The following is a 22,738-nucleotide window of genomic DNA, read 5'->3' as shown; positions in this document are numbered from 1 at the left end:
GAGCGGGATTTGAGGGACGGTTTGATCAGTCGACCGTCCCCAGGTGCCGCTCCATGATGATGGTGCGTTCATCACCATGGAAACTGTCGCGTACTGCCCTGAAACCGAGTTTCGAATAGAAGCGTTCTGCGGTGACGGTGGACGGTACGCTCAGTGAGGCCGCGCCATTCTCGCTGGCACATCGCAGGAGCTCGTTCATAAGCTGCCTGCCGACGCCTCGCCCTTGCGCCGCAGGGGCTACGAACACCGTGCGAACGACATTGCCATCGAGGCTGGCGGTGCCGACGATGTGATCGGCGGCCAGGGCGACAAAGACCTTGCGCTGTGCCAATAACCCCAACACGGCGCCTGGGCTGAAGCTCAGTTCCACTCGCTCGATGACACTCGGCGGGTAGTCCTGGGCATTGGTTGTTCGCAGCGCCGCCAGAATGACGGCGCTAATGGGTGCTGCATCGCTCTCACGGGCCAAACGAACTTCATATTCCCTCATCATTCATCCTCCTTGAATTGTAAATGCCGAGCGGGCTCGGCTATCGGCAAGCGCTCATGGCGCAATCCCGCGTTCGCTGAAGTAACGATCGAGAATCTTTGGATCGCTGGACAGTTCCGCGAGTGCGACGTAGGTGTCGGGCCGCAACAGATAGATGGCATTGCGCGCAAGACCGGCCGCTTCATGGGCCGCTTTCCATTGAAAAATGTGCAGCGCTACACCGTGATCCAGGCACCAGGCAACCAGTGGATCACTGGCAAGTCCATACACATGGACCTGCCAGGACAGGCTCGTCAGCGAGTGGAAGTTATCGGGGTCGCTATCCTGCGCCCAGGGTAACCGATCACCGCCATGCACCTCGCCAGCGCTGCCGCTGCTCAGGGGCATCTCTCGATAGTTCAGGGTGATCTGCGAAATCGTCCGGAACAGATACTCGCGGACCGCTTCCAGCGAAGTGACTTTGGGGATCAGCAGCGGCGCGAGGCGGGTCCGCACCAGGCCGGCAATCGGCCCATCGGCGGTGACGAAGCTGAACACCCGGTCGGTGGTTGCCACCAGCCGCCGGGCAAAGCCGATGCGCTCGGTTTCGTAGGTATCGAGCAGGCTGTCCGAAGCTTTGCCGGTCAGCACCGCGGCGAGTTTCCAGGCCAGATTGATCGCGTCGCCAATCCCGGTGTTCATGCCCTGGCCGCCAGCCGGGCTGTGGACATGCGCGGCATCGCCGAGCAGGAACGCTCGGCCAGTGCGAAACTGCTCGGCCACCCGATGATGCACGCGATAGGTCGAGAACCAGTTCACCTTCAACACCTGGACCTGCAGATGCTCGATCGCCCGGCGACTGACGTCCTCGAATTTGAGCGTCTCGGCGTGTTCGGCGCGCTCGTCGCGGACTGTGCCGATCAACCGCGCACGTCCAGTGCCGGCCAGGGGGAAAACGGCCAGGAAGTCCGCTTCGTCGAGATCCACATGCAGCTCGCCATTGATTGCCGGACCTTGTGCGTCCACGTCGGCCACGTAGAAAACCTGCTGATAGGTGCCGCCGGGGAAACCTGTTTCGAGGGTCTTGCGCACGGTCGAACGGGCGCCGTCACAACCCGCTAGGTAACGCGCCTCGCAGGTCTCTTCCTGACCCTGGGCGTCGAGTAAATGCGCCATGACGCAGCCGTCGGCTTCGGTGAAACCCTGGAGCCCGGTTTCGCGCTCGACCGCAACGCCGAACCTTTCCAGGCGTTCGATCAGCAGCTGTTCGTGTTGATCCTGAGGATAGATTTCGAGAAACGCATAAGGCGTCAGGCCCTTGCCGATGGTTTCGAGGGGCAGGCGCGCAGTCTGTTTGCCCTTGACCCAGAAATTGGCCGCCCGCACTTTGTGGCCAGCCTGCTGGACGGCATCTGTGAGGTCGAGCTGGCGGTAGAGTTCGAGGGTTCGCGCCTGGACCGCCAGGGCTCGCGATGTGGTACCGGGCGCCGAGGTCTTGTCGAGGATTCGCACCTTGATTCCCAGCTTGCTGAGCCAGAGTGCCAGAACCAGACCGGTCGGCCCGGCGCCGATGATCAGAACGTCACAGCGATTCATGTCGTTGCCCTCGGGTAGAGATCAATTCCATGGGGTGGATTGTGCGCCTATGTTGTCCGTCTGGCAGCTCAGCATGTGAAGGATGGTTAAGAGAAGGCGAGTCGAATGCAGACCTGTGGCGAGGGAGCTTGCTGTGGCGAGGGGGCTTGCCCCCGCTTGGCTGCGTAGCAGTCGTAAATTCAGTGGATGCATTCTTCCTGAAAAACTGCAGTTGCAAATTTTAGGGCCGCTTCGCGACCCAACGGGAGCAAGCTCCCTCGCCACAAGGTCTTGCGCCTGGTCTGTAATAGCCGCGCGTCTCAGAAATTCAATTGAAGTACAACGGCATCTTCTTTTCCACTGCCAAGGGCATGAGCAGACACCTGACATTGAACAGCCGTCCGACTCAAGGGTCGATATCCGCGGCGGCTTTGTTCATAGTCGCTCCATTGGCCTAACAGCTTTATTCGGGGAAACATGCGAGCACATCGATTAATCATGGGTATCACCACCTTGCTGGTGCTGGCCGGCTGCGGCAGCCAGCGCACCCAGGAGGCGCCGGCACGGCCGGCCGAGGTGAAGGCGAAGATTGTTCGGCTATTGCCACCCAAGACCGTTGACCGTGAGGGCTGGGCCACCGACATCTATGCAGCTTTCGCTGCGCAAGGCCTTGCGCCGACCACGGAAAACCTCTGTTCGGTGCTGGCAGTGACCGAGCAGGAGTCGACTTTCCAGGTCGATCCCGCAGTGCCGGGGCTGGGGAAAATCGCCCGTGAGGAGATCGATCGCCGCGCGGCAGCGGTGCATGTCCCCGGTCTTTTGGTGAACGGTGCCCTGATGGCTCGCTCGTCGAACGGTAAAAGCTACAGCGAACGCCTGAATGCCGCCCGCACCGAAAAGGAACTCAGCGGCATTTTCGATGACTTCATTGGCATCGTGCCAATGGGCCGCACCCTTTTCGGGAGTTTCAATCCGGTGCATACCGGCGGGCCGATGCAAGTCAGCATCGACTTTGCCGAAAGCCAGGCGCAGGGCTATCCCTATCCCATGGAAGGCTCGATTCGCCGGGAAGTGTTCAGCCGGCGCGGTGGCTTGTACTTCGGTATCGCGCATCTGCTGGGTTATCCGGTGAGTTACTCCAAACCGCTGTACCGCTTCGCCGATTTCAATGCCGGGTGGTACGCCAGCCGCAACGCCGCTTTCCAGAACGCCGTCAGCAGCGCTTCGGGCATTCCCCTGGCCCTCGATGGCGACCTGATTCTCCACGGCTCAATCATGCCCGGGACCACGGAACTGGCGGTGCGCACCCTGGGCAAGCAGCTCGGCCTGCGCAACCCGACGATCAGACGCCAGCTGGAGCAGGGTGACAGCCTGGAATTCGAAGACAGCACCCTCTACCGGCGAGTCTTCGCCCTGGCCGAGCAGGCCGAAGGCAAACCACTGCCGCGTGCGGTGCTGCCGGGTATCGTGCTGAAAAGCCCGAAAATCACCCGCAAACTCACCACCGCCTGGTTCGCCAAACGGGTCGACGAACGCCATCAGCGCTGCATGAAAAGAGCTTCGGGTCGTTGATCGGGCGAACTGATCACCCATAAAAAAGCCCGGCTGATCAAGCCGGGCTTTTGGGTTGAGTACCGCAGTAAGGCTATTCATGCATGGTTCTGATTCTGAGTCAGACGATCCGAACCACCTTCAGCAACGCGGTTTTCGATCAGGCGATCGGAACCACCTTCGGCAACGCGGTTTTCGATCAGGCGATCGGAGCCACCTTCAGCGACGCGGTTTTCGATCAGGCGATCGGAACCACCTTCAGCAACGCGGTTTTCGATCAGGCGATCGGAACCACCTTCGGCAACGCGGTTTTCGATCAGGCGATCGGAACCACCTTCGGCAACGCGGTTTTCGATCAGGCGATCGGAGCCACCTTCAGCAACGCGGTTTTCGATCAGGCGATCGGAACCACCTTCAGCAACGCGGTTTTCGATCAGGCGATCGGAACCACCTTCGGCAACGCGGCTTTCGATCAAGCGGTCAGAGCCGCCTTCAGCGATGACTGGCTGAACGGAGGAAGCGGCAAAAGCGTTGGCTGCAAGTACCGAGAAAGCGATGCTGAGGAAGATTTGGCGTTTCATGGTGGTGTGCTCCGGGGTGCATAAGTGGGTATGGAGCTGATGTTACGCGACAGGATTTTTATGAGAACTTCATTGGGTCGATGGTGAACATCGATGGGAGTGATGGGAGTGGGCAGGGGGGAAGGACCTGTTAAACCGTGAAGTGTTCAGTCGCGCCGTCGCATGTACATCGGTAAAGCGCATCTGCAGGGGGTTATCCAGTGAGCAGCTCCAGACCGCTGTACCGTTCCGCCGATTTTAATGCCAGTTGGACTGCCGCTGATTACCGCCAGCATGACCCTGGATTACCTCGGCGCGGCGCATGTTGGCGAGTGGCTGGAAGTGCGTCTCGAACCTTCCAGGCGCGGCCGCCAGATGGCCTTTGCTACTGTCAGTCTGCAAGTGGGAGAGCGCGTAGTGGCGCGGGCCAATGGGGTGTTTGCGGTGCCGCAGGAGCCCAACCCTGACTAGGTTCTACCAACAGAAACGGCGAGCCGTTCGCGCTCCAGGTTCAACGCCAGGACGCTGAGCAGAATGATGGTTGCGCCCACTACCACCACCAGAGAAGGTCGCTCTCCGAGAACAAAGGAGGCCATCAGCATCGCAGTGGGCGGTATCAGGTAAAGCGTCATCGCGGCGCGAGTCAGGTCGAGATGTGTCAGGACATAGGCCCATGCGAGATAGGCCAGTGCGCTCGGAAAGATGCCCAGGATCACCACTGCAAGATCGACGTTCATCGGTGCTCGTGCGATCTCGCTGGCCAGCCCCGGCAAATAAATCAGCAGCAGCGAGGTTCCCGACCAGACCGTGTAGCAGACCAGCGTCAAACCGTTGTAGCGGTGGGAGTAGCGCTTTTGCAGGGAGAAGTAAATGCTCCAGGACAACGCCGCGAGCAGGATCAACAAACCATGGGCATCAACGCTGCCAAAGCCACGGTCACCGGTGACCACGACGATTGCGCCCAGCATGCCGAGCAGTACACAAGCCCATCGCCAGGAACTGACCCGGTCCTTGAAAATGAAATGAGCCAGAAGCGTACTGAATAAAGGCGTGGACTGCGCCAGTACACTGGCCGCCCCGGCGCTGACCCCGCGCTGGCCGAAGTTCAAGGCAAGGTGATGCAGGCTGACAGCAAAGAAGCCAAGGATCACCAGCAGCGGAAGGTCCCTGAGCCTGGGCAACGAAATACCCATGAACAGGGCGACGATCGCCATGAAGGCCGAGGCGATCAGAAACCGCAGCAAGGCCAAGTGACCGGGTTCGTAGGCCTGTAAGCCGATACGGATCCCGATCGGCGAATAGGCCCAGCAGAGGATGACGAACATCGCCGCAATCACGACTTTCACAGACGGCCCACCTGACATTTTGCTGCTCCAGCGACTCAACCATTAAGCGAAAAGGTCAAAGCAGCTATCGCTTCAGTGCGCGCTTTCTGACCTCGCGGGCTGAGTATCAGAAGTCTGTTCGTTCACTACAACCGACTTATACTGAGCTAACCATTCACTTTGGGTGACTTATGGAGCTGGCACAGATTCGGATGTTCAAAACAGTCGCGGATACCGGGAGCATCGCTCGCGCGGCCGAGGTGTTGCACTGCGTGCCGTCGAACATCACCGCGCGCATCAAATCACTGGAAGCCGAACTGGGCGTCGCGTTGTTCTATCGCCAAGGCAGGGGGCTGCGCATTAGCCCGGCAGGCGAAGTGTTCCTGACCTATGCCGCTAAAATTCTGGCCCTGGCCGACGAGGCCAAACGCGCAGTGGATCCCACGGCAGCACCGACTGGCCCGTTGAGAATCGGCGCGATCGAGTCTTCTGCCACAGGCCGATTGCCTCGGCTATTGGCGAAATTCCATGAACGTTTCCCGACTGTTTCACTGGAGCTGAGCACCGGCACCTGGTCACAGTTGCTGGACGACACCTTGAACCACACGCTCGATGGGGTGATCGTTGCGGTCGATGTCGAACGCCCGCTGCTCAAGCGAACCTTCATCTATCGAGAAGATCTGGTGCTGATTGCTTCGCCTTCCCTGGGACCGTTGCGCGATGCGGCGGATTTGCAAGGCAAGGCCATCTTCATGTGGCCAGCAGGATGTCCCTATCGAGCGGCGCTGGAGCGCTGGTTGGCCCGGCAGGGTCATCATCAGCCCATCGTCAGCATCGCCAGCTATGGGGCTATCGCCGGATGCGTCAGTGCGGGCGCGGGTGTTGCCTTGGTTCCCCGGGGAATCTTTGAGCAATACGGACCGAGTTCCGGCTGGGCCGGTTATGAATTTCCAGAGCTCACAGCCATCGATAACCTGTTTTATTGGCACGAGCATTCCACGCACCATCCTGCTCGCGATGCGTTCGTTGCGATGCTGCAGGCGGAATTTGAACTCGAAGGCGATCGGGAAAAGGCTGAGCAAAACCCTGTGGGCCGGGATCCCGGAGGGCTGTCATTGAGCCAATAGGCTCGAAGGGAATCAAGGCCAGGTGCGACCGGAATCGCGCCTGGTTTCTTGCCAGGTAAAACTGGATTTTCGTGGATCCTGGCTTTACCTGTTGAACGCTTGCGGACTTACGTCCGTTCGATCGCCAGCGCTACGCCCTGGCCGCCACCGATGCACAACGTGGCGAGGCCTTTCTTGGCGTCACGCTTGATCATTTCGTGGAGCAGGGACACCAGCACCCGGCATCCCGATGCGCCGATCGGGTGACCCAAAGCAATCGCGCCGCCGTTGACGTTGACCTTGCTCGCGTCCCATTCCAGCTCTTTGCCGACGGCCAGTGACTGGGCGGCGAAGGCTTCGTTGGCTTCGATCAAGTCCAGCTCGCCGAAGTTCCAGCCGGCCTTTTTCAGGCACAGACGGGTCGCCGATACCGGGCCGATGCCCATGATCGCCGGGTCGACGCCAGCGTTGGCGTAACTGGCGATGCGCGCCAGTACCGGCAGGCCGAGTTCCTTGGCTTTGTCGGCGTTCATCAGCAGTACGGCAGCGGCACCGTCGTTGAGGCTGGAGGCGTTGCCGGCGGTGACGCTGCCGTCTTTCTTGAAGGCCGGTTTGAGCTTGGCCAGTGAGGCTGCACTGGTCTCGGCGCGGGGTTGTTCGTCGACCGCGAAGGACAGTGGATCGCCTTTGCGCTGCGGGATCAGGATCGGGGTGATTTCGTCAGCGAAGCGACCGGCCTCGATGGCTGCCGTAGCCTTTTGCTGCGAGGCGGCGGCGAAGGCATCCTGTTCCTCGCGGGTAAGCTTGTACTTGTCGACAAGGTTCTCGGCGGTGATGCCCATGTGGAAGTCGTTGAACGCGTCCCACAGGCCATCAGTGATCATGCTGTCGATCATTTTGGCGTGGCCCATGCGCAGGCCGGTGCGGGCAGCCGGCAAGACGTACGGCGCCAGGCTCATGTTTTCCATGCCGCCGGCGATGATCACTTGCGCATCGCCGCAACGAATCGCCTGGGCGCCCAGGTGCAGGGCCTTGAGGCCCGAGCCGCAGACTTTGTTCAGGGTCAGCGCCGGTACCGCGTGGGGCAGGCCGGCGAGGATCGAGGCCTGGCGTGCCGGATTCTGGCCGCTGCCGGCGGTGAGTACCTGGCCGAGGATGACTTCATCCACTTCGGTGGGGTTCAAGCCGGTCTGCTCCAGTAGACGGCGGATCACCGCAGCGCCGAGTTCCGGCGCCGGGATGCTGGCCAGCGAACCCTGGAAGCTGCCGATGGCGGTCCGGGTGGCGGCGACAATCACGACTTCTTGCATCGAATCACTCCTCATCAAGCGCTGAACTGCATTTCTGGAACGTGCTCAGGCACGATCAGCTTACCAGCGGTCTTGCTGACGATTTCCTCGACGCTGACGCCGGGCGCGCGTTCCTTGAGGATGAACGCGCCATCACGGATTTCCAGATACGCCAGGTCGGTCAGCACGCGTTTGATGCAGTTGGCGCCAGTCAGCGGCAGGCTGCAGCGCGACAGCAGTTTCGACTCACCGTCCTTGGAGGCGTGGGTCATGGTGACGATGATGTTCTCGGCACCGGCCACCAGGTCCATCGCGCCGCCCATGCCCTTGACCAGCTTGCCGGGGATCATCCAGGAGGCGATGTTGCCTTGCACATCGACTTCAAACGCGCCAAGCACGGTGAGGTCGATATGGCCGCCGCGAATCATCGCGAAGGACTCGGCGGAGGAGAAAATCGATGCCCCGATGCGCGCGGTGACGGTCTGCTTGCCGGCGTTGATCATGTCGGCGTCGACTTCATTTTCGCGCGGGAAGGAGCCCATGCCGAGCAAGCCGTTCTCCGATTGCAGCATGACTTCCATGCCTTCGGGAATGTAGTTGGCGACCAGGGTCGGAATGCCGATGCCGAGGTTCACGTAGAAGCCGTCCTGCATTTCGCGGGCGACGCGCTGAGCCATTTGTTCGCGGGTAAGAGCCATTGTTTTTTTTCTCCACGCTCTGTTATCAAGAGCTTCGGGCTGGAAGGGAAGGGGATCAGGAGCGCACGGTGCGCTGTTCGATGCGCTTCTCGAAGGTGCCGCAAATGATCCGGTCCACGTAGATGCCTGGAGTGTGGATCTGCGTTGGGTCCAGCTCGCCCGGTTCGACGATTTCTTCGACTTCGACCACGGTGATCTTGCCGGCGGTGGCAGCCAGCGGATTGAAATTCTGTGCAGTATGGCGATAGACCACGTTACCGAAGTGGTCGGCCTTCCAGCCTTTGACGATGGCGAAGTCGCCGGTAATCGACTCTTCCATCAGGTACGGGCGACCTTTGAATTCGCGGGTTTCCTTGCCGTCGGCAACCGGGGTGCCGTAGCCGGTGGCAGTAAAGAATGCCGGGATGCCAGCGCCGCCAGCGCGCATTTTTTCCGCCAGGGTACCTTGCGGGGTCAATACGACTTCGATTTCACCGCTGAGCAGTTGCTTCTCGAACAGGGCGTTTTCACCGACATAGGAGGCGACCACTTTGCTGATCTGCCGGTCTTCGAGCAGCACGCCGAGGCCGAAACCGTCGACGCCACAGTTGTTGGAAACCACGGTGAGATCGCGAGTGCCTTTGCGCTTGATCTCGGCGATCAGGTTTTCCGGGATGCCACACAGACCGAAGCCACCGGAAATAACGGTCATGCCGTCTTCCAGACCAGCCAATGCTTCCTCATAGGAAGCCACGCGCTTATCGAAACCTGCCATATGCACCATCCTCTTTTATTCTTTGGGGGCGGCTGGCTAGCCGTATGGACAAGAGTGTTGCGTGGGATAATTCATTTGTTAAGTTGATTTTTAAGTATGATTAATAGATAAAACAGGATAATCGACACGCAAAGGCCTCACTGATGACTGTCAAACAGATCCGTGCATTTCTTGCAGTGGCCCACAGCCTCAGCTTTGCCGTGGCCTGCGAGCGCCTGCACCTGTCCCAGTCGGCCCTGAGCCTGACAATCAAGGCGCTGGAAGAAGGTCTGGGGGGGCGACTGTTCAGCCGCACCACGCGCAATGTCGCCTTGACCCCGGAAGGTGACGCGCTGCTGCCGCTGGCGCGGCGGCTGATTGCCGACTGGGACAATGCCGAGGACGAACTGCGTCAACGCTTCACCCTGCATCGCGGCCGCGTGACCCTCGCAGCGATGCCTTCCTTTGCCGGCAATCTGTTGCCATCGATTCTGAAGACCTTTCGCTCGCGCTACCCCCACGTCAACGTTACGGTCAACGACGTGATCAACGAGCAGGTGCTGGAAATGGTCCGCGACCGCCAGGTGGAATTGGGCGTGGCCTTCGAGCCGCAGCAAAGTTCTTCGCTGCAGTTCACGCCCTTGTACATCGACCGCTTCGTCGCCGTGGTACCGAGTGATTCGCCTTTGGCCGACCGGGGTGAAACCGACTGGCAATCCTTGTTGAAGCTGCCGTTCATTACCTTGCAAAGGCCCTCGACCGTACGCGTCATGCTCGAGGAGCATCTGCAGGCGCGCAATATGAAACTGCCGGTGGAGCTGGAGAGTCACCAGTTGGCAACGGTCGGGCGGATGGTTGCCAGCGGATTGGGTGTGAGCGTGGTGCCGGCCTTGTGTGCCGGGCAGATGCACGAGCTGGGCGCGCGCTGCATCACCCTGCGCGACCCGCTGACGAGAGCCATCGGCGTGCTGACCGAGTCGGGCCACGAGTTGTCGGCCGCGGCCCAGGCGCTGTTTGATATCTTGCAGGATGAACGGCTGGGGGAACGCTATTGCGGTCTGGTCTGAGGCGGATCACCCCAGGCGTTCGGCGATCAGCGGCAGCAGTTGCTCGCAGGATGCTTCGATTTTCAGGTCCAGCAGATCGTCGGCGCGGGTCTTGCCCAGGTTGATGGCGATCAGTGGCTTGTGTTGCTCGGCGATCGCCCGGCACAGGCGAAACGCCGAATAGGCCATCAGTGATGACCCGATCACCAATAACCCGGCAGCCTGTTCGACACAGCGTATGGCCTTGGCGGCAGTCGCCTGGGCGACGTTTTCGCCAAAGAACACCACGTCCGGCTTCAGCCGTTCGCCGTCGCAGTGGGGGCAGCGGGGGACCTGGAAGCGGGCTTCGAAAGCCGGGTCGAGCAAGGTGTCGCCATCAGGCGCCTGAACGGCGTCGACTCCGGCCAGATAAGGATTCTGTGCTTCCATGAGCATCTGGATGGCATGGCGCTCAGTACGTTGCGCGCAATCCAGGCACAGCACCCTGTGCAGGCTGCCATGCAGTTCGATCACATCCTGGCTGCCGGCCTGGTCATGCAAAGTGTCGACGTTTTGCGTGATCAGCCCGGCGATCCGTTGCCGGGACTGCAAGCCGGCCAGCGCCTGATGGGCGGCATTCGGCCGAGCCTGGCGGATCCGCGGCCAGCCGAGCATCGCCCGCGCCCAATAACGCCGACGCGCCGAGGGTGCGCTGAGGAATTCCTGATACATCATCGGTGCCTTCCCGCGACGAACGCCCTCGGTGTCGCGGTAGTCGGGAATTCCGGAAGGCGTGCTGATGCCCGCGCCGGTGAGGATCACGAAGGGTTGCCCGGCCATCCAGCGGCACAGTTTTTCGAGGGGCTCGCAGTCAAGTCCATCGCTCATATCGAGCTCCGCTGCCAATACCGGAGTTGAAGCACTTTGGCTCAGCCTATTCCCCGCGAATGTACTGCTCCAGCTGCCGGATCAGGTCGGCCTGTTCGGCGATGGCTTCCTTGACCAGGTCGCCGATGGACAGCAAGCCCAGCAGTTGGCCGTTCTCCACCACCGGCAAGTGGCGCAGGTGGCTGTCGGTCATGATGCCCATGCAGCTCTCGACGGTCTGGTGGGAGTCCACCGTTATGACGGGTGCGCTCATGATGGCGCTGACCGGCGTGCGGACCGAAGACAGTCCATGCAGGACCAGTTTGCGGGCATAGTCGCGCTCGCTGATCATGCCGACCACCAGGCCATGTTCCACCACCGGTAAAGCACCGACGTTTTTCTCGGCCATGACCATCAGCGCTTCCAGCACCGTGTGATCCTTGGGGATGGTATGGACTTGCTGGTTGTGCTTGACCTTCAACTTCAGCAATTCGGCTACGGTCTTCATGCGGGCCTCTCCAGTGCGGTACTTGGGGCGGCCACGAACCGCCCTGATGGGTCTGTACAGAATCCTAGAGATGAGCCGGCAGGGCAAGGACCAAAGCGGCACACACAGGCTAGAAAAACGTCATCGAGCGGTTATTTCGCCGAACGCAAAGCGCGGTCTGGACGGGCGTCCCAATCTCCCGGTCACTTTGTCACCGGGCCGGATTCCAGTTCGCTTTCATCCGGGTCTTTCTTCAGCCGATAGGCCAGGGCAGGGCGGGTCATGCCGAGTAACCGCGCGGCTTGCGAAACGTTTTGCCCGGTACGTTTCAACGCACCTTGTATCAGGGCCTGTTCCACCGTTTCCAGGCTCAGGCCGAGATCGATCAATTGTTCGGCCCAGTCGCTGCCGGCGTCTATTTCCTGGCTGACCAGGTTGCCCTCGCTGGTCAGCCCGATGCTCTGTGCTTCGTCCGAAAGGTGGGGGAAGAGCGCATCGACAGAAATGCTCTGGTTGTTATCGGTAATGATCACGCCGCGCTCGATGAGGTTTTCCAGCTCGCGGATATTCCCCGGCCAGTCATAACGCATGCAGGCTTCGAGCGCACGATCGGAGAGTCCGAGGATTTTCTGCGGGTAGCTCGCGCGCAGTTTGTCGAGGAAGTGCTCGATGAGCAGCGCAATATCCTCGCGGCGCTCACGCAAAGCCGGGATTCTCACCGGATAGACATTCAGCCGATAGTAAAGATCGGCGCGAAACCGCCCGGACTTGACGGCCTGGGCAAGGTCCTCATGGGTCGCGGCGATGACGCGTACATCGACTCGGCGGACCTGGCTGTCACCCACGCGTTCCAGTTCACCCTCCTGTAAAACGCGTAACAGACTGGCCTGGGCCCGGGGCGTCAGTTCGACGATTTCGTCGAGAAACAGCGTCCCGCCATGGGCCCGTTCAAAACGGCCCATACGTGATTGATTGGCGCCGGTGTAGGCGCCTTTTTCGACGCCGAACAACTCGGACTCGATCAGGTCCGGGGGGATGGCCGCGCAGTTCAGCGCAATGAATGGTCCGTCCGCCCGTTCGCTGCGCAGGTGCACGCTGCGGGCGATGATTTCTTTGCCGACGCCGGTCTCGCCGGTCAGCAACATCGAGGTCTTGCCGGGAGCGGCCTTGTCGATCAGCGCACAGGTCTTGCGATACACAGCGGACTGGCCGATGCCATAGAACTGTCCGGCGCGCAGGTCGAGGCGCTCGCCCAGACTCTCGACCTGGATCTGCAAGCTGCGCAGTTCCTCGATGATCGGATCGCTCTGGAAGTAGCGCATGAACGCTTCTGCATCGTCCCATTCTTCGGCCGGCTTGCCGATGATCCGGCACTGGGCATCGCCACAGCCGCGGCAACTGACTTCCTTGTAGATGATCTGCCGGCCGACGAAAAACGAGGTGTAACTGATCGCATAACCCAACAGCATCCAGCACACCGGTTGTTTTGACTCCAGGTGCTCGCTCTGGTGGTTTTCGACCTCAAAGGAATCGAGCCATTCGATGTCGGCGTAGAAGTGGCCGGTCTCCAGATCGATGTCCATCTTCAGCGGCCGAACGTTGACCATGCCCTTGAGCGAATGCAATTGCGGGCCGGTGAGGAACATCTCGATCTCGCTGCCATTAGGCCGAAGTTTGCGCGCAAGTTCGGCGTCTTTCAGTCCTGACTGATAACCCAGGCGCAGGAAGAAACCCTTGGCGCGCTCCTCGCCGACCATTTCGATCAGCTCGCGACGGCAGGACGCCATGGCTGACACCTGCATCAGCAACATGCGCTGTTCGTCGAGCCAGATCTTGCCTTCGCTGCCGAGAAAGCGAATGCGATCGGCCAAGTCCTTGAGTAACGGAGAATGCTCCGAAGCTCTGTATTTCATGCTCATGCACGCTAACCCCGGTTTTTTTTTGTAGTAGGGACTTTTCTTGCAGAGGCCTGGCGCTGTGGTGTCGGAAGCACCTGGGCAGGGCAGGCCTTGATCGTTGCTCAGGCTCAAGACGATCTCATCAAGCTATTTATTAAACGGCCTGAATTTGCCGAGAAAGTCAATTGTGAGCGGCTTTGATCCATTTGCTTAAAAGACTTTATTCAATTGATCAAATGATCAAATCCCTTGGGGATTCAAGTCTGAATCTACCTCTCTTCCGCCACTCGATTATCCCGCTTCCTCCCTATTTATCTGTTTTAAATCAATTAGTTAATAGCTAAAAAATTCATTTTCAAAGCCTTGGCACAGGCATTGCTCTGCACTGTTCAGCCCGACTGAGGAGCAGAACATGAAGTGCCAATCCAACCCCTTTGACCGTTTGCCCCGTTACGTCCGGGTGCGCAGTTCGCTGGAGGACACCTTCGTCGAATTCGACTTCGCCATCGGCACGCCGGACCTGTACGTCGAGTTGGTCATGCCGCGTCCGGCCTTCGAGCAGTTCTGCGTGACCAACCGGGTGCAGCACATGGATGCGCAGATGTCCGAAGCGATCGATGCGGACATGCAGAAGTGGCGCTACGGCGAGTCTGCCGCCGATCCCGGCAACCAGGATTCGAGCCACTGAGCCGCTGTGTATTGCCTGACTACAACAACAATGACAGGACCCAAAAGCCATGAGTGTAGAAATCAAGACGACGACGGTAGAGACCTTGCGCAATACCTTCGGTCATACCCGTCGGCGCTTCGGTGACAAAGTCGCCACGCGTTATCAAGAGGCCAGTTTCGACCTCGAGTCGGCGGCCAACTTCCACTACCGCCCTTTGTGGCAGCCGGACAAATTGCTCAACGACCAGACCCGCACCAGCGTGGTCATGGCCGACTGGGGCGCGGTCACCGACCCTCGCCAGTATTACTACGGCGCCTATGTCCAGGCCCGGGCAAAAATGCAGGAAAACGCCGAACACGATTACGCCTTCTGCGAGAAGCGCAACATGCTCGCCGGCCTCGACGCCCAGAACCTCGAACAAATAAGTTCGCTGTTGCTGCCGCTGCGCCATGCGGAACTGGGCGCGAACATGAACAACAGCAACATCGCCGCCGATGGCTTCGGCACCAGCCTGACCCAGATGCACATGTTCCACGCCATGGACCGTCTGGGCATCGCCCAATACCTCTCGCGCATCGGCCTGATGCTCGATGATGGCGACGTCCTGCTGCTGGCCAAGGCCAAGCAGCAGTGGCTGAACGACCCGGCCTGGCAAGGGCTGCGCCGTTACGTGGAAGACACCTTGGTGGTGCGCGACTGGTTCGAGCTCAGCCTGGCCCAGAACCTGATCAGCGATGGCCTGGTGTATCCGCTGTTGTTCCACAAATTCGACGAGCAACTGAGTGCCAACGGGGCGGGGCAGGTGGGCATGCTCACCGAGTTCATGCGCCTGTGGTTCGCCGAAAGCCAGCGCTGGGTCGATGCCCTGGTCAAGACCGTAATCAATGAAAGCCCGGAAAACAGGGCCCGCGTCGAGGGCTGGATCGATTACTGGAGCCAGCGCGCGGTGCAGGCCTTGCGACCGCTGGCGGCCATGGTCCCGGGCGATGCCGCGCTGGATGAGGTCTGCAGCGAGTTCGCAGCCCGCTTGAAGAAGATCGGCCTGACCGGAGTAGCCCCATGAAATCGCGCGTTTATATGAACCTGCAGGACACCGACTACTCGCGTTACATCGTCGACGCCATCGTTCAGGACAACCCGGGTGCCGAGGTCCGGCACCAGCCGTCGATGATCCGCATCGAAGCCGAAGGGCGCCTGGATATCCGCCGTGAAACGGTGGAGGGCATCACCGGCAATCCCTGGGACATCCAGGAAATGCTGATGTACGTCATCACCCTGGGCGGCAACGTCGAGGAAGAGGACGACAGCTTTTCCCTGCACTGGAACAACTGATCAGCTTTTCCTTTAGACAAATACAAGAGCCGGGAGACTCATCATGGCCGCGAAAAAACGCCTGAATGCCAAAGAAAAATACCGTTGCATGACCCGTGACCTGGACTGGGAGCCGAGCTACCAGAGTCACGAAGACATTTTTCCTCACGAGCGTTTCGAGGGGATCAAGATTACCGATTGGGACAAGTGGGAAGACCCCTTCCGCCTGACCATGGACACCTACTGGAAGTACCAGGCCGAGAAAGAGAAGAAGCTCTATGCGATCTTCGACGCGTTCTCGCAGAACAACGGTCACACCACCTTGTCCGACGCGCGATATGTCAACGCGTTGAAGCTGTTCCTGTCCGGCGTCACGCCGCTGGAGTACCAGGCCTACCAGGGATTCGCCCGGGTCGGCCGACAGTTCAGCGGAGCCGGCGCGCGGGTCGCTTGTCAGATGCAGGCCATCGACGAACTGCGCCACGTGCAGACCCAGATTCACGCCATGAGTCATTACAACAAGCACTTCAACGGCCTGCATGATTTCGCTCACATGCATGACCGGGTGTGGTTTCTCTCGGTGCCGAAATCGTTCTTCGAAGACGCGCGCACCGCCGGTCCGTTCGAATTCCTCACGGCGATTTCCTTCTCGTTCGAATACGTGCTGACCAACCTGTTGTTCGTGCCGTTCATGTCCGGCGCAGCGTTCAATGGCGACATGGCCACGGTGACCTTTGGCTTCTCCGCGCAATCGGACGAAGCGCGACACATGACCCTCGGCCTTGAGGTGATCAAGTTCCTCCTCGAGCAGCACGAAGACAACGTGCCGATCATCCAGCGCTGGATCGACAAGTGGTTCTGGCGCGGCTACCGGCTGCTGACCCTGGTCGGGATGATGATGGACTACATGCTGCCGAACAAAGTCATGTCCTGGTCCGAAGCCTGGGGCGTGTATTTCGAAGAGGCCGGCGGTGCGCTGTTCAAGGACCTGGAGCGCTACGGCATCCGTCCGCCGAAATACGTCGAAGAGGCGAACATCGGCAAGGAACACATCACCCATCAGGCCTGGTCGATTTTCTACCAGTACAGCCAGGCGACCAACTTCCATACGTGGATGCCCACCGACGAAGAGCTGGACTGGCTTTCGGAAAAATACCCGGACACCTTCGACGAGATCTATCGCCCACGCTTTGAACACTGGCGTGCCTTGCAGGAGAAGGGCGAGCGTTTCTACAACCCGACCCTGCCGATGCTGTGCCAGATCTGCCAGATCCCGCTGGGCTTCAGCGAACCGGATGACCCGACCACCCTCAGCCACCGCAGCGCTGAACACGCCGGCGATCGCTACCACTTCTGCTCCGATGGTTGCTGCGACATCTTCCAGCACGAGCCTGAAAAGTACATCCAGGCCTGGCTGCCGGTGCATCAGATTCTGCAGGGTAACTGCGGCGGTGCCGACGTCGAATCGGTGGTTCGCGACTACTACAACATCAATCCCGGCGAAGACAACTTCGAATACCTGGGCTCGGCAGAACATCGCCGCTGGCAGGACTGGCATCCGAACGACAAACACAGCACGCCGGCCACCCCGACCGACCCCGATCTGCTCAAGACCGGTTGAATCGAGCCGCCCGGATCCTGGCGTGCGCCCTGGCGTACGCCAGCCCTACAAGAACACTGCGTCATAACAAGAAAGGACAAGATCATGCCCGTGACTGCCATCGGCCCCTATGAGGCCCACGCCCTGGATCGCCAGGAAAATTTCCACGGCCTGCAACTGGTGTACCTGTGCTGGGAAAAACACCTGATGTTCTGCGCGCCATTCACCTTCCCGCTACCACCTGAGATGAGTTTTACAGACTTCATCGAACAGGTGGTCAAGCCGTCGATTTCCCAGCATCCGGATGCGCCTCAGGTGGACTTCGGTAAAGCCCTGTGGCGCCTGGACGATCAGGCCTTTATCCCGAACGGCGCGGCCAGCCTGATTGAAAACGGTATCGGCCATAAGAGCCTGTTGCATCTGGCGACCCCGGGCTTGAACGGCATCGCCGGCACGTTCAACTGAGGAAACGATCATGAGTTATCAAGTCACCATCGAACCCACGGGCGAGCAGATAGAGGTGGAGGAGGGCCAGACCATTCTGCAGGCTGCCCTGCGCCAGGGTGTCTGGCTGCCCTTCGCCTGTGGCCATGGCACATGCGCCACCTGCAAGGTCCAGGTCCTGGAAGGCGATGCAGACCTTGGCGCCGCTTCATCCTTCGCCCTGATGGACATGGAACGTGACGAGGGCAAGATCCTCGCCTGTTGCGCCATACCGCAAAGCGACATGGTCATCGAGGCCGACATCGACGTCGATCCGGATTTCGCCGGTCACCCGGTCGAGGATTACCGTGGGGTGGTGACGGCACTGGTCGACCTGTCGCCGACCATCAAGGGCCTGCACCTGAAACTGGATCGGTCGATGGCATTCCAGTCCGGGCAATACATCAACCTGCAACTGCCGGGCATCGAAGGCACGCGGGCATTCTCCCTGGCCAATCCGCCGAGCCGTGCCGATGAAGTCGAGCTGCATGTGCGGCTGGTGGACGGCGGCAAAGCCACCGGGAACATCCATAACCAATTGAAAGTCGGTGATGCTGTCGAGTTATCGGGGCCCTATGGGCAGTTTTTTGTTCGCACCTCACAGGCTGGCGATCTGATTTTCATTGCCGGTGGTTCGGGCCTGTCCAGTCCGCAGTCAATGATTCTCGACTTGCTCGAAGCCAATGACACGCGGCGCATCGTGCTGTTTCAGGGCGCACGCAATCTCGCCGAACTTTACAACCGCGAGCTGTTCGAGGAACTGGCGCGACGCTACCCGAACTTCATCTATGTCCCGGCGCTCAGCCAGGCCGACGATGCCGAGTGGGGCGGTTTCAACGGCTACGTGCACGAAGCGGCAAAGGCGCACTTCGACGGTCGCTTCAGTTCCAACAAAGCCTACCTGTGCGGCCCGCCACCGATGATCGATGCGGCGATCAGTTGCTTGATGCAAGGGCGTCTGTTCGAACGCGACATTTTCATGGAGCGCTTCTACAGCGCAGCGGATGGCGCTACACAGAACACCCGTTCGGCACTCTTCAAACGTATTTGAGCTTACTGCTTTGGCGTTGCCCGTCTTACCGCTCGGGCGGCAACGCCTTGTCCGATCATAAAAACAATAAAGGTCATCAACGATGAAGCAAGAATCAGCGATCAATGCCCGCAGGCTGCTGCGCTGTGCCGGTCTGAGTCTTTTGGCGGGGTTTGCGGGCAACGCCCAGGCCACCGAAGGCGGCGGTTCGACCTACCCGATGGGCGCGGAAAACTACCTGTCTGGAGCGATGCCACCGCCAGGGTTCTATGCGCAATTTTATATCGGCCACTACGAAGCGGATTCACTGCGTGGCAATGACGGGGAAAAACTGCCGGTGGACTTCCGGGTCCGGGCCAACTCGATCGCCCCCCGGTTGATCTGGGTGACCGAACAGCAGGTGTTGGGCGCCAGCCTGGCCTTCCATGCCATCGTGCCGCTGGTCGACCTCAAGGTCGAGGTCAATGACCAGTCGCAAAGCAAGCAGGGCTTGGGCGATATCATTTTCGGGCCAGCGCTGGGTTATCACTTGAGCGAAAAACTGCACACCATCGTCGCCCTTGATTTTCTGGCCCCCAGCGGTGACTACGATCGCCATGACCTGGCCAACATCGGCCGCAACTACTGGGGCATCCAACCGGTCTTCGCATTGTCGTACATCGACCCTGCGGGTTTGAATATCGACGCGAAAATCATGTACGACTTCAACCTGGAAAACCCCGCCACCGATTACCGTTCCGGCCAGGAACTGCACGTGGACTATGCGCTTGGTTGGGGCCTGGGTAACGGTTGGGTGGTCGGCGTGGGAGGCTACGCTTATCGCCAGACCACCGATGACCGACAGCACGGCGAACGCATCGAAGACAACAAGGGGCGCGCGTTTGCCATGGGTCCATCGGTGAAGTACACCAGCGACAAAGGCTGGTTCCTGACGGCGAAATGGGAACAGGAAACCGCGGTGCGAAATCGTGCCGAAGGCGATGCCTACTGGATGAAATTGACCATACCCTTTTGAACCGGGCCCGGTAAGGGCGTTATCCAGGGTTGCGCCCGGAACACTCGATATCCTGGCATGGCGCCGCCCGCCATCAGCGCCATGTCAACGATGTGCAACTACCGGTTACTTGCGCGCCTCGAGGATCAGGTTGAACGGGGTTTGCGTGGCCCGGCGGAATTGCTTGAACCCGGCCTCGGTGAACACTTCACGCAAGCGCGCCTCTCCAGCTTGCGCACCCAACCCAAGACCAACCTCCTGGGACAGCGAGTTCGGCGTGCAGATGAAAGTCGACGCGGCGTAGAACAAGCGCCCCACCGGGGTCATGTTTTCGTCGAGGGTATCGTTGGCGTAAGGTTCCACCAGCAGCACCGTTCCGTCCGGCTTGAGCGCTCTAAACGCATGCCGGGCGGCGCCGACCGGGTCACCCATGTCGTGCAGGCAATCGAAGTAGCAGATCAGGTCGTAATCGTTGTCAGGGTAGTCCTTGGCGGTGCCCTGAATGAAGCTCGTACGATCCGTCACGCCACCTTCTTGCGCGCGTTGCTTCGCGGTCTTGATGGACGGTGCGTGGAAATCGACACCAACGAAACGTGATGCCGGGAAGGCCTGGGCCATGATCACGGTCGATGCGCCGTGCCCGCAGCCGATGTCTGCCACCTTGGCCCCGGCCTGGAGCTTGGCGACCACTCCCTCCAGGGCCGGCAGCCACTCGGCTATCAGGTGCGCCCGATAGCCCGGCCGGAAGAAACGCTCCGTGCCGTTGAACATGCACGGATGGTGATCACCCCAGGACAGGGCGCCATCGCCGCGCATGGCGTTGACCAGTTTGTCCTTGTCGTGGAACAACGCCGCGACTACCGAGGCACCACCCGCTACATAGACCGGGGAGTCCTCGATCGCCAATGCCTGGGCTTGCTCCTCGGGCAGGCGGAACTGCCCGTCTTTGTGCTCCATGTAGCCGGAAGCCGCATGAGCGCTGAGCCACTCACGGAGCAGCCGCGGGTTGCAACCGGTCCTGTCGGCGAGCACTTCGGGGGTGACCGGCTGGCTGTCGGCCATGGCCCGGTACAGACCGAGTTCTTCGCCGAGGATCATGCTGGCGAGCATCGCCGCTCCGCCCATGTCGGAAACCAGCTTGCCCATGAAATCATTGAGTTTGGCCTCGTCCATTTGCCTGTCCTCCTGCAGAGGGGCCACTGTCCACTGGAGTTGTTTGATCAGCTGACAACCTGCCCGGCGGTGGCTGGATAGATGATCAGGGCGACCGTGCAGACGCAAATGTGCCGTGAGGCCGTCTGCTGCGCGAGCTCCCGGAACCGATCTGGGTCCGGGACAAGTGGGACGCCATAGCGTCGTCCTGTCCGGTATCACTGTGAATGCAAACCCTCACAGGTCCATTACGAACGGCCATAAGCTCCTGAGCACTTTCCCTGTGTAGGGCAATTATTGAGTGTAGTAGCGGGAGCTTCCCTGCGCCGTGCCGGATATCAGGCGCGTGTAGCAGCTGCCGAGCCTGCGAGGCTGCGTTCGACTGCGAAGCAGGCGCTAAATCGAGCGATGAGGTCTCTCTAAGGAAACCGGGGGGCGCAGGATTTTGCGAGGACTTCGGTCGAGCGCGACCCCGCCTCGAACGCAGCCTCGCAGGCTCGGCAGCTGCTACGGGGCCAAGCCAATTATCCCCCCGTTCTTCAGGTCACCACTCGATAACAAGGCACATACGCCGCGCCGCCTGGCAGCTTCATTCGGTGCTGTCGCACGAAGGCTTGCAGCAAGTGCTCCAGAGGCTGCAGGACGACCGCGTCGCCGTGGATCTTGTAGGGGCCATGCTGCTCGATGAGGCGGATGCCCTTGTCTTTCACATTGCCGGCAACGATCCCGGAAAAGGCCCGTCGCAGATTGGCTGCCAGTTCGTGAGGCGGCAGGTCGCGTTTGAGCGCAAGGTTTGCCATGTTGGCGTGGGTCGGGTCGAAGGGGCGCTGGAAGCCTTCCTCGATCCTCAGCAGCCAGTTGAAATGGAACGCGTCGTTGCGCTCCCGGCGGAACTGCTTGACCGCCTTCAGCCCCTCGGTCATTTGCCGGGCTACTTCAGCGGGATCGTCGATGATGACCTGATAGTGACTCTGTGCTTCTTCCCCCAGGGTAGCGCCGACGAAAGCGTGCAATTGCTCGAGATAGGGGGCCGCGCTCTTCGGTCCGGTCAGGATCACGGGGAAGGGCAGGTCGCGGTTGTCCGGATGCATCAGGATGCCGAGCAGGTAGAGAAATTCTTCGGCAGTGCCGGCGCCACCGGGAAAAATGATGATGCCGTGACCCACTCGTACGAATGCCTCAAGGCGCTTCTCGATATCCGGAAGGATGACCAGTTCGTTGACGATCGGATTCGGCGCCTCGGCGGCGATGATGCCAGGTTCAGTCAGGCCCAGGTAACGGCTGCCAGTCATGCGCTGCTTGGCGTGGGCGATGGTGGCGCCTTTCATCGGCCCCTTCATCACGCCAGGCCCGCAACCGGTGCAGACATCCAGGCGGCGCAGGCCGAGTTCGTGACCGACCTTCTTGGTGTACTTGTACTCGTCGGTGTTGATCGAGTGGCCGCCCCAGCACACGACCATTTTCGGCTCGACACCGGGACGCAGAGTCCGGGCGTTGCGCAGCAGATGGAAGACGTAGTCGGTGATGCCCTGGGAGCTGCTCAGGTCGATGCGCGCGCTGTCCAGTTCGTTCTCGGTATAGACGATGTCGCGCAGGGCGCTGAACAGCATTTCCCGAGTGCTGGCGATCATCTCGCCATCGACGAAGGCATCCGCTGGCGCGTTGAGCAGTTCCAGGCGGACTCCACGATCCTGCTGGTGGATGCGAACCTCGAAGTCCTCATAGGCCTCGAGAATGGTCTTGGCGTTGTCGATGTGCGCGCCAGTGTTGAGGATGGCCAGGGCGCACTGGCGAAACAGCTTGTAGATACTGCCTGAGCCGGCTTCGCTCAGTTGTTGGACTTCACGTTGGGACAGCGTTTCCAGGCTGCCTTTAGGGCTTACCGATGCATTGATTACTTGTCTTTGGGGCATTC

22 protein-coding genes and 1 pseudogene are annotated in these 22,738 nt (G+C 60.2%); 11 read left to right on the top strand and 12 right to left on the bottom strand.

Going from position 1 to position 22,738, the window contains the following annotated elements:
* Positions 1-25: 25 nt before the first annotated feature.
* Both AC3IUA_RS19500 and AC3IUA_RS19495 read right to left on the bottom strand, forming a co-directional pair.
* On the bottom strand, positions 26-493 hold the full coding sequence (locus AC3IUA_RS19500; RefSeq protein WP_489356425.1) for a GNAT family N-acetyltransferase: 468 nt from the start codon (positions 491-493) through the stop codon (positions 26-28).
* A gap of 51 nt (positions 494-544) precedes the next feature.
* The gene (locus AC3IUA_RS19495; RefSeq protein ID WP_489356423.1) at positions 545-2,065 is read right to left on the bottom strand and encodes an FAD-dependent oxidoreductase; all 1,521 of its coding nucleotides are present in this window, start codon (positions 2,063-2,065) and stop codon (positions 545-547) included.
* Positions 2,066-2,521: 456 nt separating this feature from the next.
* Between AC3IUA_RS19495 and AC3IUA_RS19490 the strand changes: the two genes are divergently transcribed.
* Positions 2,522-3,616: a DUF1615 domain-containing protein gene (locus tag AC3IUA_RS19490; protein WP_489356421.1), complete on the top strand. Its 1,095-nt coding sequence runs from the start codon at positions 2,522-2,524 to the stop codon at positions 3,614-3,616.
* A gap of 77 nt (positions 3,617-3,693) precedes the next feature.
* Here the strand turns inward: AC3IUA_RS19490 and AC3IUA_RS19485 are convergent, their stop codons facing one another.
* Complete coding sequence (locus AC3IUA_RS19485; protein WP_489356419.1) at positions 3,694-4,176, bottom strand: phage infection protein; 483 nt, start codon at positions 4,174-4,176, stop codon at positions 3,694-3,696.
* Positions 4,177-4,428: 252 nt separating this feature from the next.
* Between AC3IUA_RS19485 and AC3IUA_RS19480 the strand changes: the two are divergent.
* Positions 4,429-4,626 (top strand): annotated as a pseudogene (locus AC3IUA_RS19480) (PaaI family thioesterase); the annotation flags it as partial.
* On the opposite strand, the gene AC3IUA_RS19475 reads toward AC3IUA_RS19480, so the two are convergent.
* The gene (locus AC3IUA_RS19475) at positions 4,623-5,519 is read right to left on the bottom strand and encodes a DMT family transporter (protein ID WP_489356417.1); all 897 of its coding nucleotides are present in this window, start codon (positions 5,517-5,519) and stop codon (positions 4,623-4,625) included. The pseudogene AC3IUA_RS19480 and the gene AC3IUA_RS19475 sit on opposite strands and share 4 nt — an antisense overlap.
* Before the next feature lie 152 nt (positions 5,520-5,671).
* On the opposite strand from AC3IUA_RS19475, the gene AC3IUA_RS19470 reads away from it, so the two are divergent.
* Complete coding sequence (locus tag AC3IUA_RS19470) at positions 5,672-6,607, top strand: LysR family transcriptional regulator (RefSeq protein WP_489356415.1); 936 nt, start codon at positions 5,672-5,674, stop codon at positions 6,605-6,607.
* A gap of 107 nt (positions 6,608-6,714) precedes the next feature.
* Here AC3IUA_RS19470 and AC3IUA_RS19465 read toward each other — a convergent pair whose 3' ends face one another.
* From AC3IUA_RS19465 to AC3IUA_RS19455, 3 genes are read right to left on the bottom strand one after another with little or no spacing between them, the layout of a single operon-like run.
* Entirely contained in the window at positions 6,715-7,896 is a 1,182-nt protein-coding gene (locus AC3IUA_RS19465) for an acetyl-CoA C-acetyltransferase (protein ID WP_489356413.1), read from the bottom strand.
* A gap of 14 nt (positions 7,897-7,910) precedes the next feature.
* Positions 7,911-8,573 (bottom strand): CoA transferase subunit B, encoded by a 663-nt coding sequence (locus tag AC3IUA_RS19460; RefSeq protein WP_489356411.1) that lies wholly within the window; start codon positions 8,571-8,573, stop codon positions 7,911-7,913.
* A 55-nt stretch (positions 8,574-8,628) separates the two neighbouring features.
* On the bottom strand, positions 8,629-9,327 hold the full coding sequence (locus AC3IUA_RS19455; protein WP_489356410.1) for a CoA transferase subunit A: 699 nt from the start codon (positions 9,325-9,327) through the stop codon (positions 8,629-8,631).
* 143 nt (positions 9,328-9,470) lie between these two features.
* On the opposite strand from AC3IUA_RS19455, the gene AC3IUA_RS19450 reads away from it, so the two are divergent.
* Positions 9,471-10,373, top strand: coding sequence for a LysR family transcriptional regulator (locus AC3IUA_RS19450; RefSeq protein WP_489356408.1), 903 nt, complete (start codon positions 9,471-9,473; stop codon positions 10,371-10,373).
* Positions 10,374-10,379: 6 nt separating this feature from the next.
* Here AC3IUA_RS19450 and AC3IUA_RS19445 read toward each other — a convergent pair whose 3' ends face one another.
* The 3 genes from AC3IUA_RS19445 to AC3IUA_RS19435 form a co-directional block, all read right to left on the bottom strand.
* A complete protein-coding gene (locus AC3IUA_RS19445; RefSeq protein ID WP_489356406.1) occupies positions 10,380-11,219 on the bottom strand; it encodes an NAD-dependent protein deacetylase in 840 nt (279 codons plus the stop codon).
* 46 nt (positions 11,220-11,265) lie between these two features.
* Positions 11,266-11,706 carry a CBS domain-containing protein gene (locus AC3IUA_RS19440; protein ID WP_489356404.1) on the bottom strand — a complete coding sequence of 147 codons (441 nt, stop codon included), beginning with the start codon at positions 11,704-11,706 and terminating at the stop codon, positions 11,266-11,268.
* Between the two features lie 182 nt (positions 11,707-11,888).
* On the bottom strand, positions 11,889-13,604 hold the full coding sequence (locus AC3IUA_RS19435; protein ID WP_489356402.1) for a sigma 54-interacting transcriptional regulator: 1,716 nt from the start codon (positions 13,602-13,604) through the stop codon (positions 11,889-11,891).
* Positions 13,605-13,995: 391 nt separating this feature from the next.
* Between AC3IUA_RS19435 and AC3IUA_RS19430 the strand changes: the two genes are divergently transcribed.
* The 7 genes from AC3IUA_RS19430 (at position 13,996) to AC3IUA_RS19400 (ending at position 19,692) form a co-directional block, all read left to right on the top strand.
* Complete coding sequence (locus tag AC3IUA_RS19430; protein WP_489356400.1) at positions 13,996-14,271, top strand: phenol hydroxylase subunit; 276 nt, start codon at positions 13,996-13,998, stop codon at positions 14,269-14,271.
* A 49-nt stretch (positions 14,272-14,320) separates the two neighbouring features.
* Complete coding sequence (locus AC3IUA_RS19425; protein WP_489356398.1) at positions 14,321-15,316, top strand: aromatic/alkene monooxygenase hydroxylase subunit beta; 996 nt, start codon at positions 14,321-14,323, stop codon at positions 15,314-15,316.
* Complete coding sequence (locus AC3IUA_RS19420) at positions 15,313-15,585, top strand: MmoB/DmpM family protein (RefSeq protein WP_489356396.1); 273 nt, start codon at positions 15,313-15,315, stop codon at positions 15,583-15,585. Before AC3IUA_RS19425 ends, AC3IUA_RS19420 begins: the two co-directional genes overlap by 4 nt.
* Before the next feature lie 43 nt (positions 15,586-15,628).
* A complete protein-coding gene (locus AC3IUA_RS19415; RefSeq protein ID WP_489356394.1) occupies positions 15,629-17,185 on the top strand; it encodes an aromatic/alkene/methane monooxygenase hydroxylase/oxygenase subunit alpha in 1,557 nt (518 codons plus the stop codon).
* 84 nt (positions 17,186-17,269) lie between these two features.
* Positions 17,270-17,629 (top strand): phenol hydroxylase subunit P4, encoded by a 360-nt coding sequence (locus AC3IUA_RS19410; RefSeq protein WP_489356392.1) that lies wholly within the window; start codon positions 17,270-17,272, stop codon positions 17,627-17,629.
* Positions 17,630-17,639: 10 nt separating this feature from the next.
* Positions 17,640-18,698 carry an NADH:ubiquinone reductase (Na(+)-transporting) subunit F gene (locus AC3IUA_RS19405; protein ID WP_489356390.1) on the top strand — a complete coding sequence of 353 codons (1,059 nt, stop codon included), beginning with the start codon at positions 17,640-17,642 and terminating at the stop codon, positions 18,696-18,698.
* 82 nt (positions 18,699-18,780) lie between these two features.
* The gene (locus AC3IUA_RS19400; RefSeq protein ID WP_489356388.1) at positions 18,781-19,692 is read left to right on the top strand and encodes a SphA family protein; all 912 of its coding nucleotides are present in this window, start codon (positions 18,781-18,783) and stop codon (positions 19,690-19,692) included.
* 105 nt (positions 19,693-19,797) lie between these two features.
* On the opposite strand, the gene AC3IUA_RS19395 is transcribed toward AC3IUA_RS19400, so the two are convergent.
* Positions 19,798-20,844, bottom strand: coding sequence for a class I SAM-dependent methyltransferase (locus AC3IUA_RS19395; RefSeq protein ID WP_489356386.1), 1,047 nt, complete (start codon positions 20,842-20,844; stop codon positions 19,798-19,800).
* A 518-nt stretch (positions 20,845-21,362) separates the two neighbouring features.
* Positions 21,363-22,736: a nucleotide 5'-monophosphate nucleosidase PpnN gene (ppnN, locus tag AC3IUA_RS19390; RefSeq protein WP_489356384.1), complete on the bottom strand. Its 1,374-nt coding sequence runs from the start codon at positions 22,734-22,736 to the stop codon at positions 21,363-21,365.
* Between the last annotated feature and the right edge of the window lie 2 nt (positions 22,737-22,738).

The sequence above is a fragment of the Pseudomonas sp. KH_050 genome (assembly GCF_057838875.1).
The sequence above is the reverse complement of the archived record's forward strand: the minus strand, read 5'-3'. Positions and strand labels throughout refer to the sequence as shown.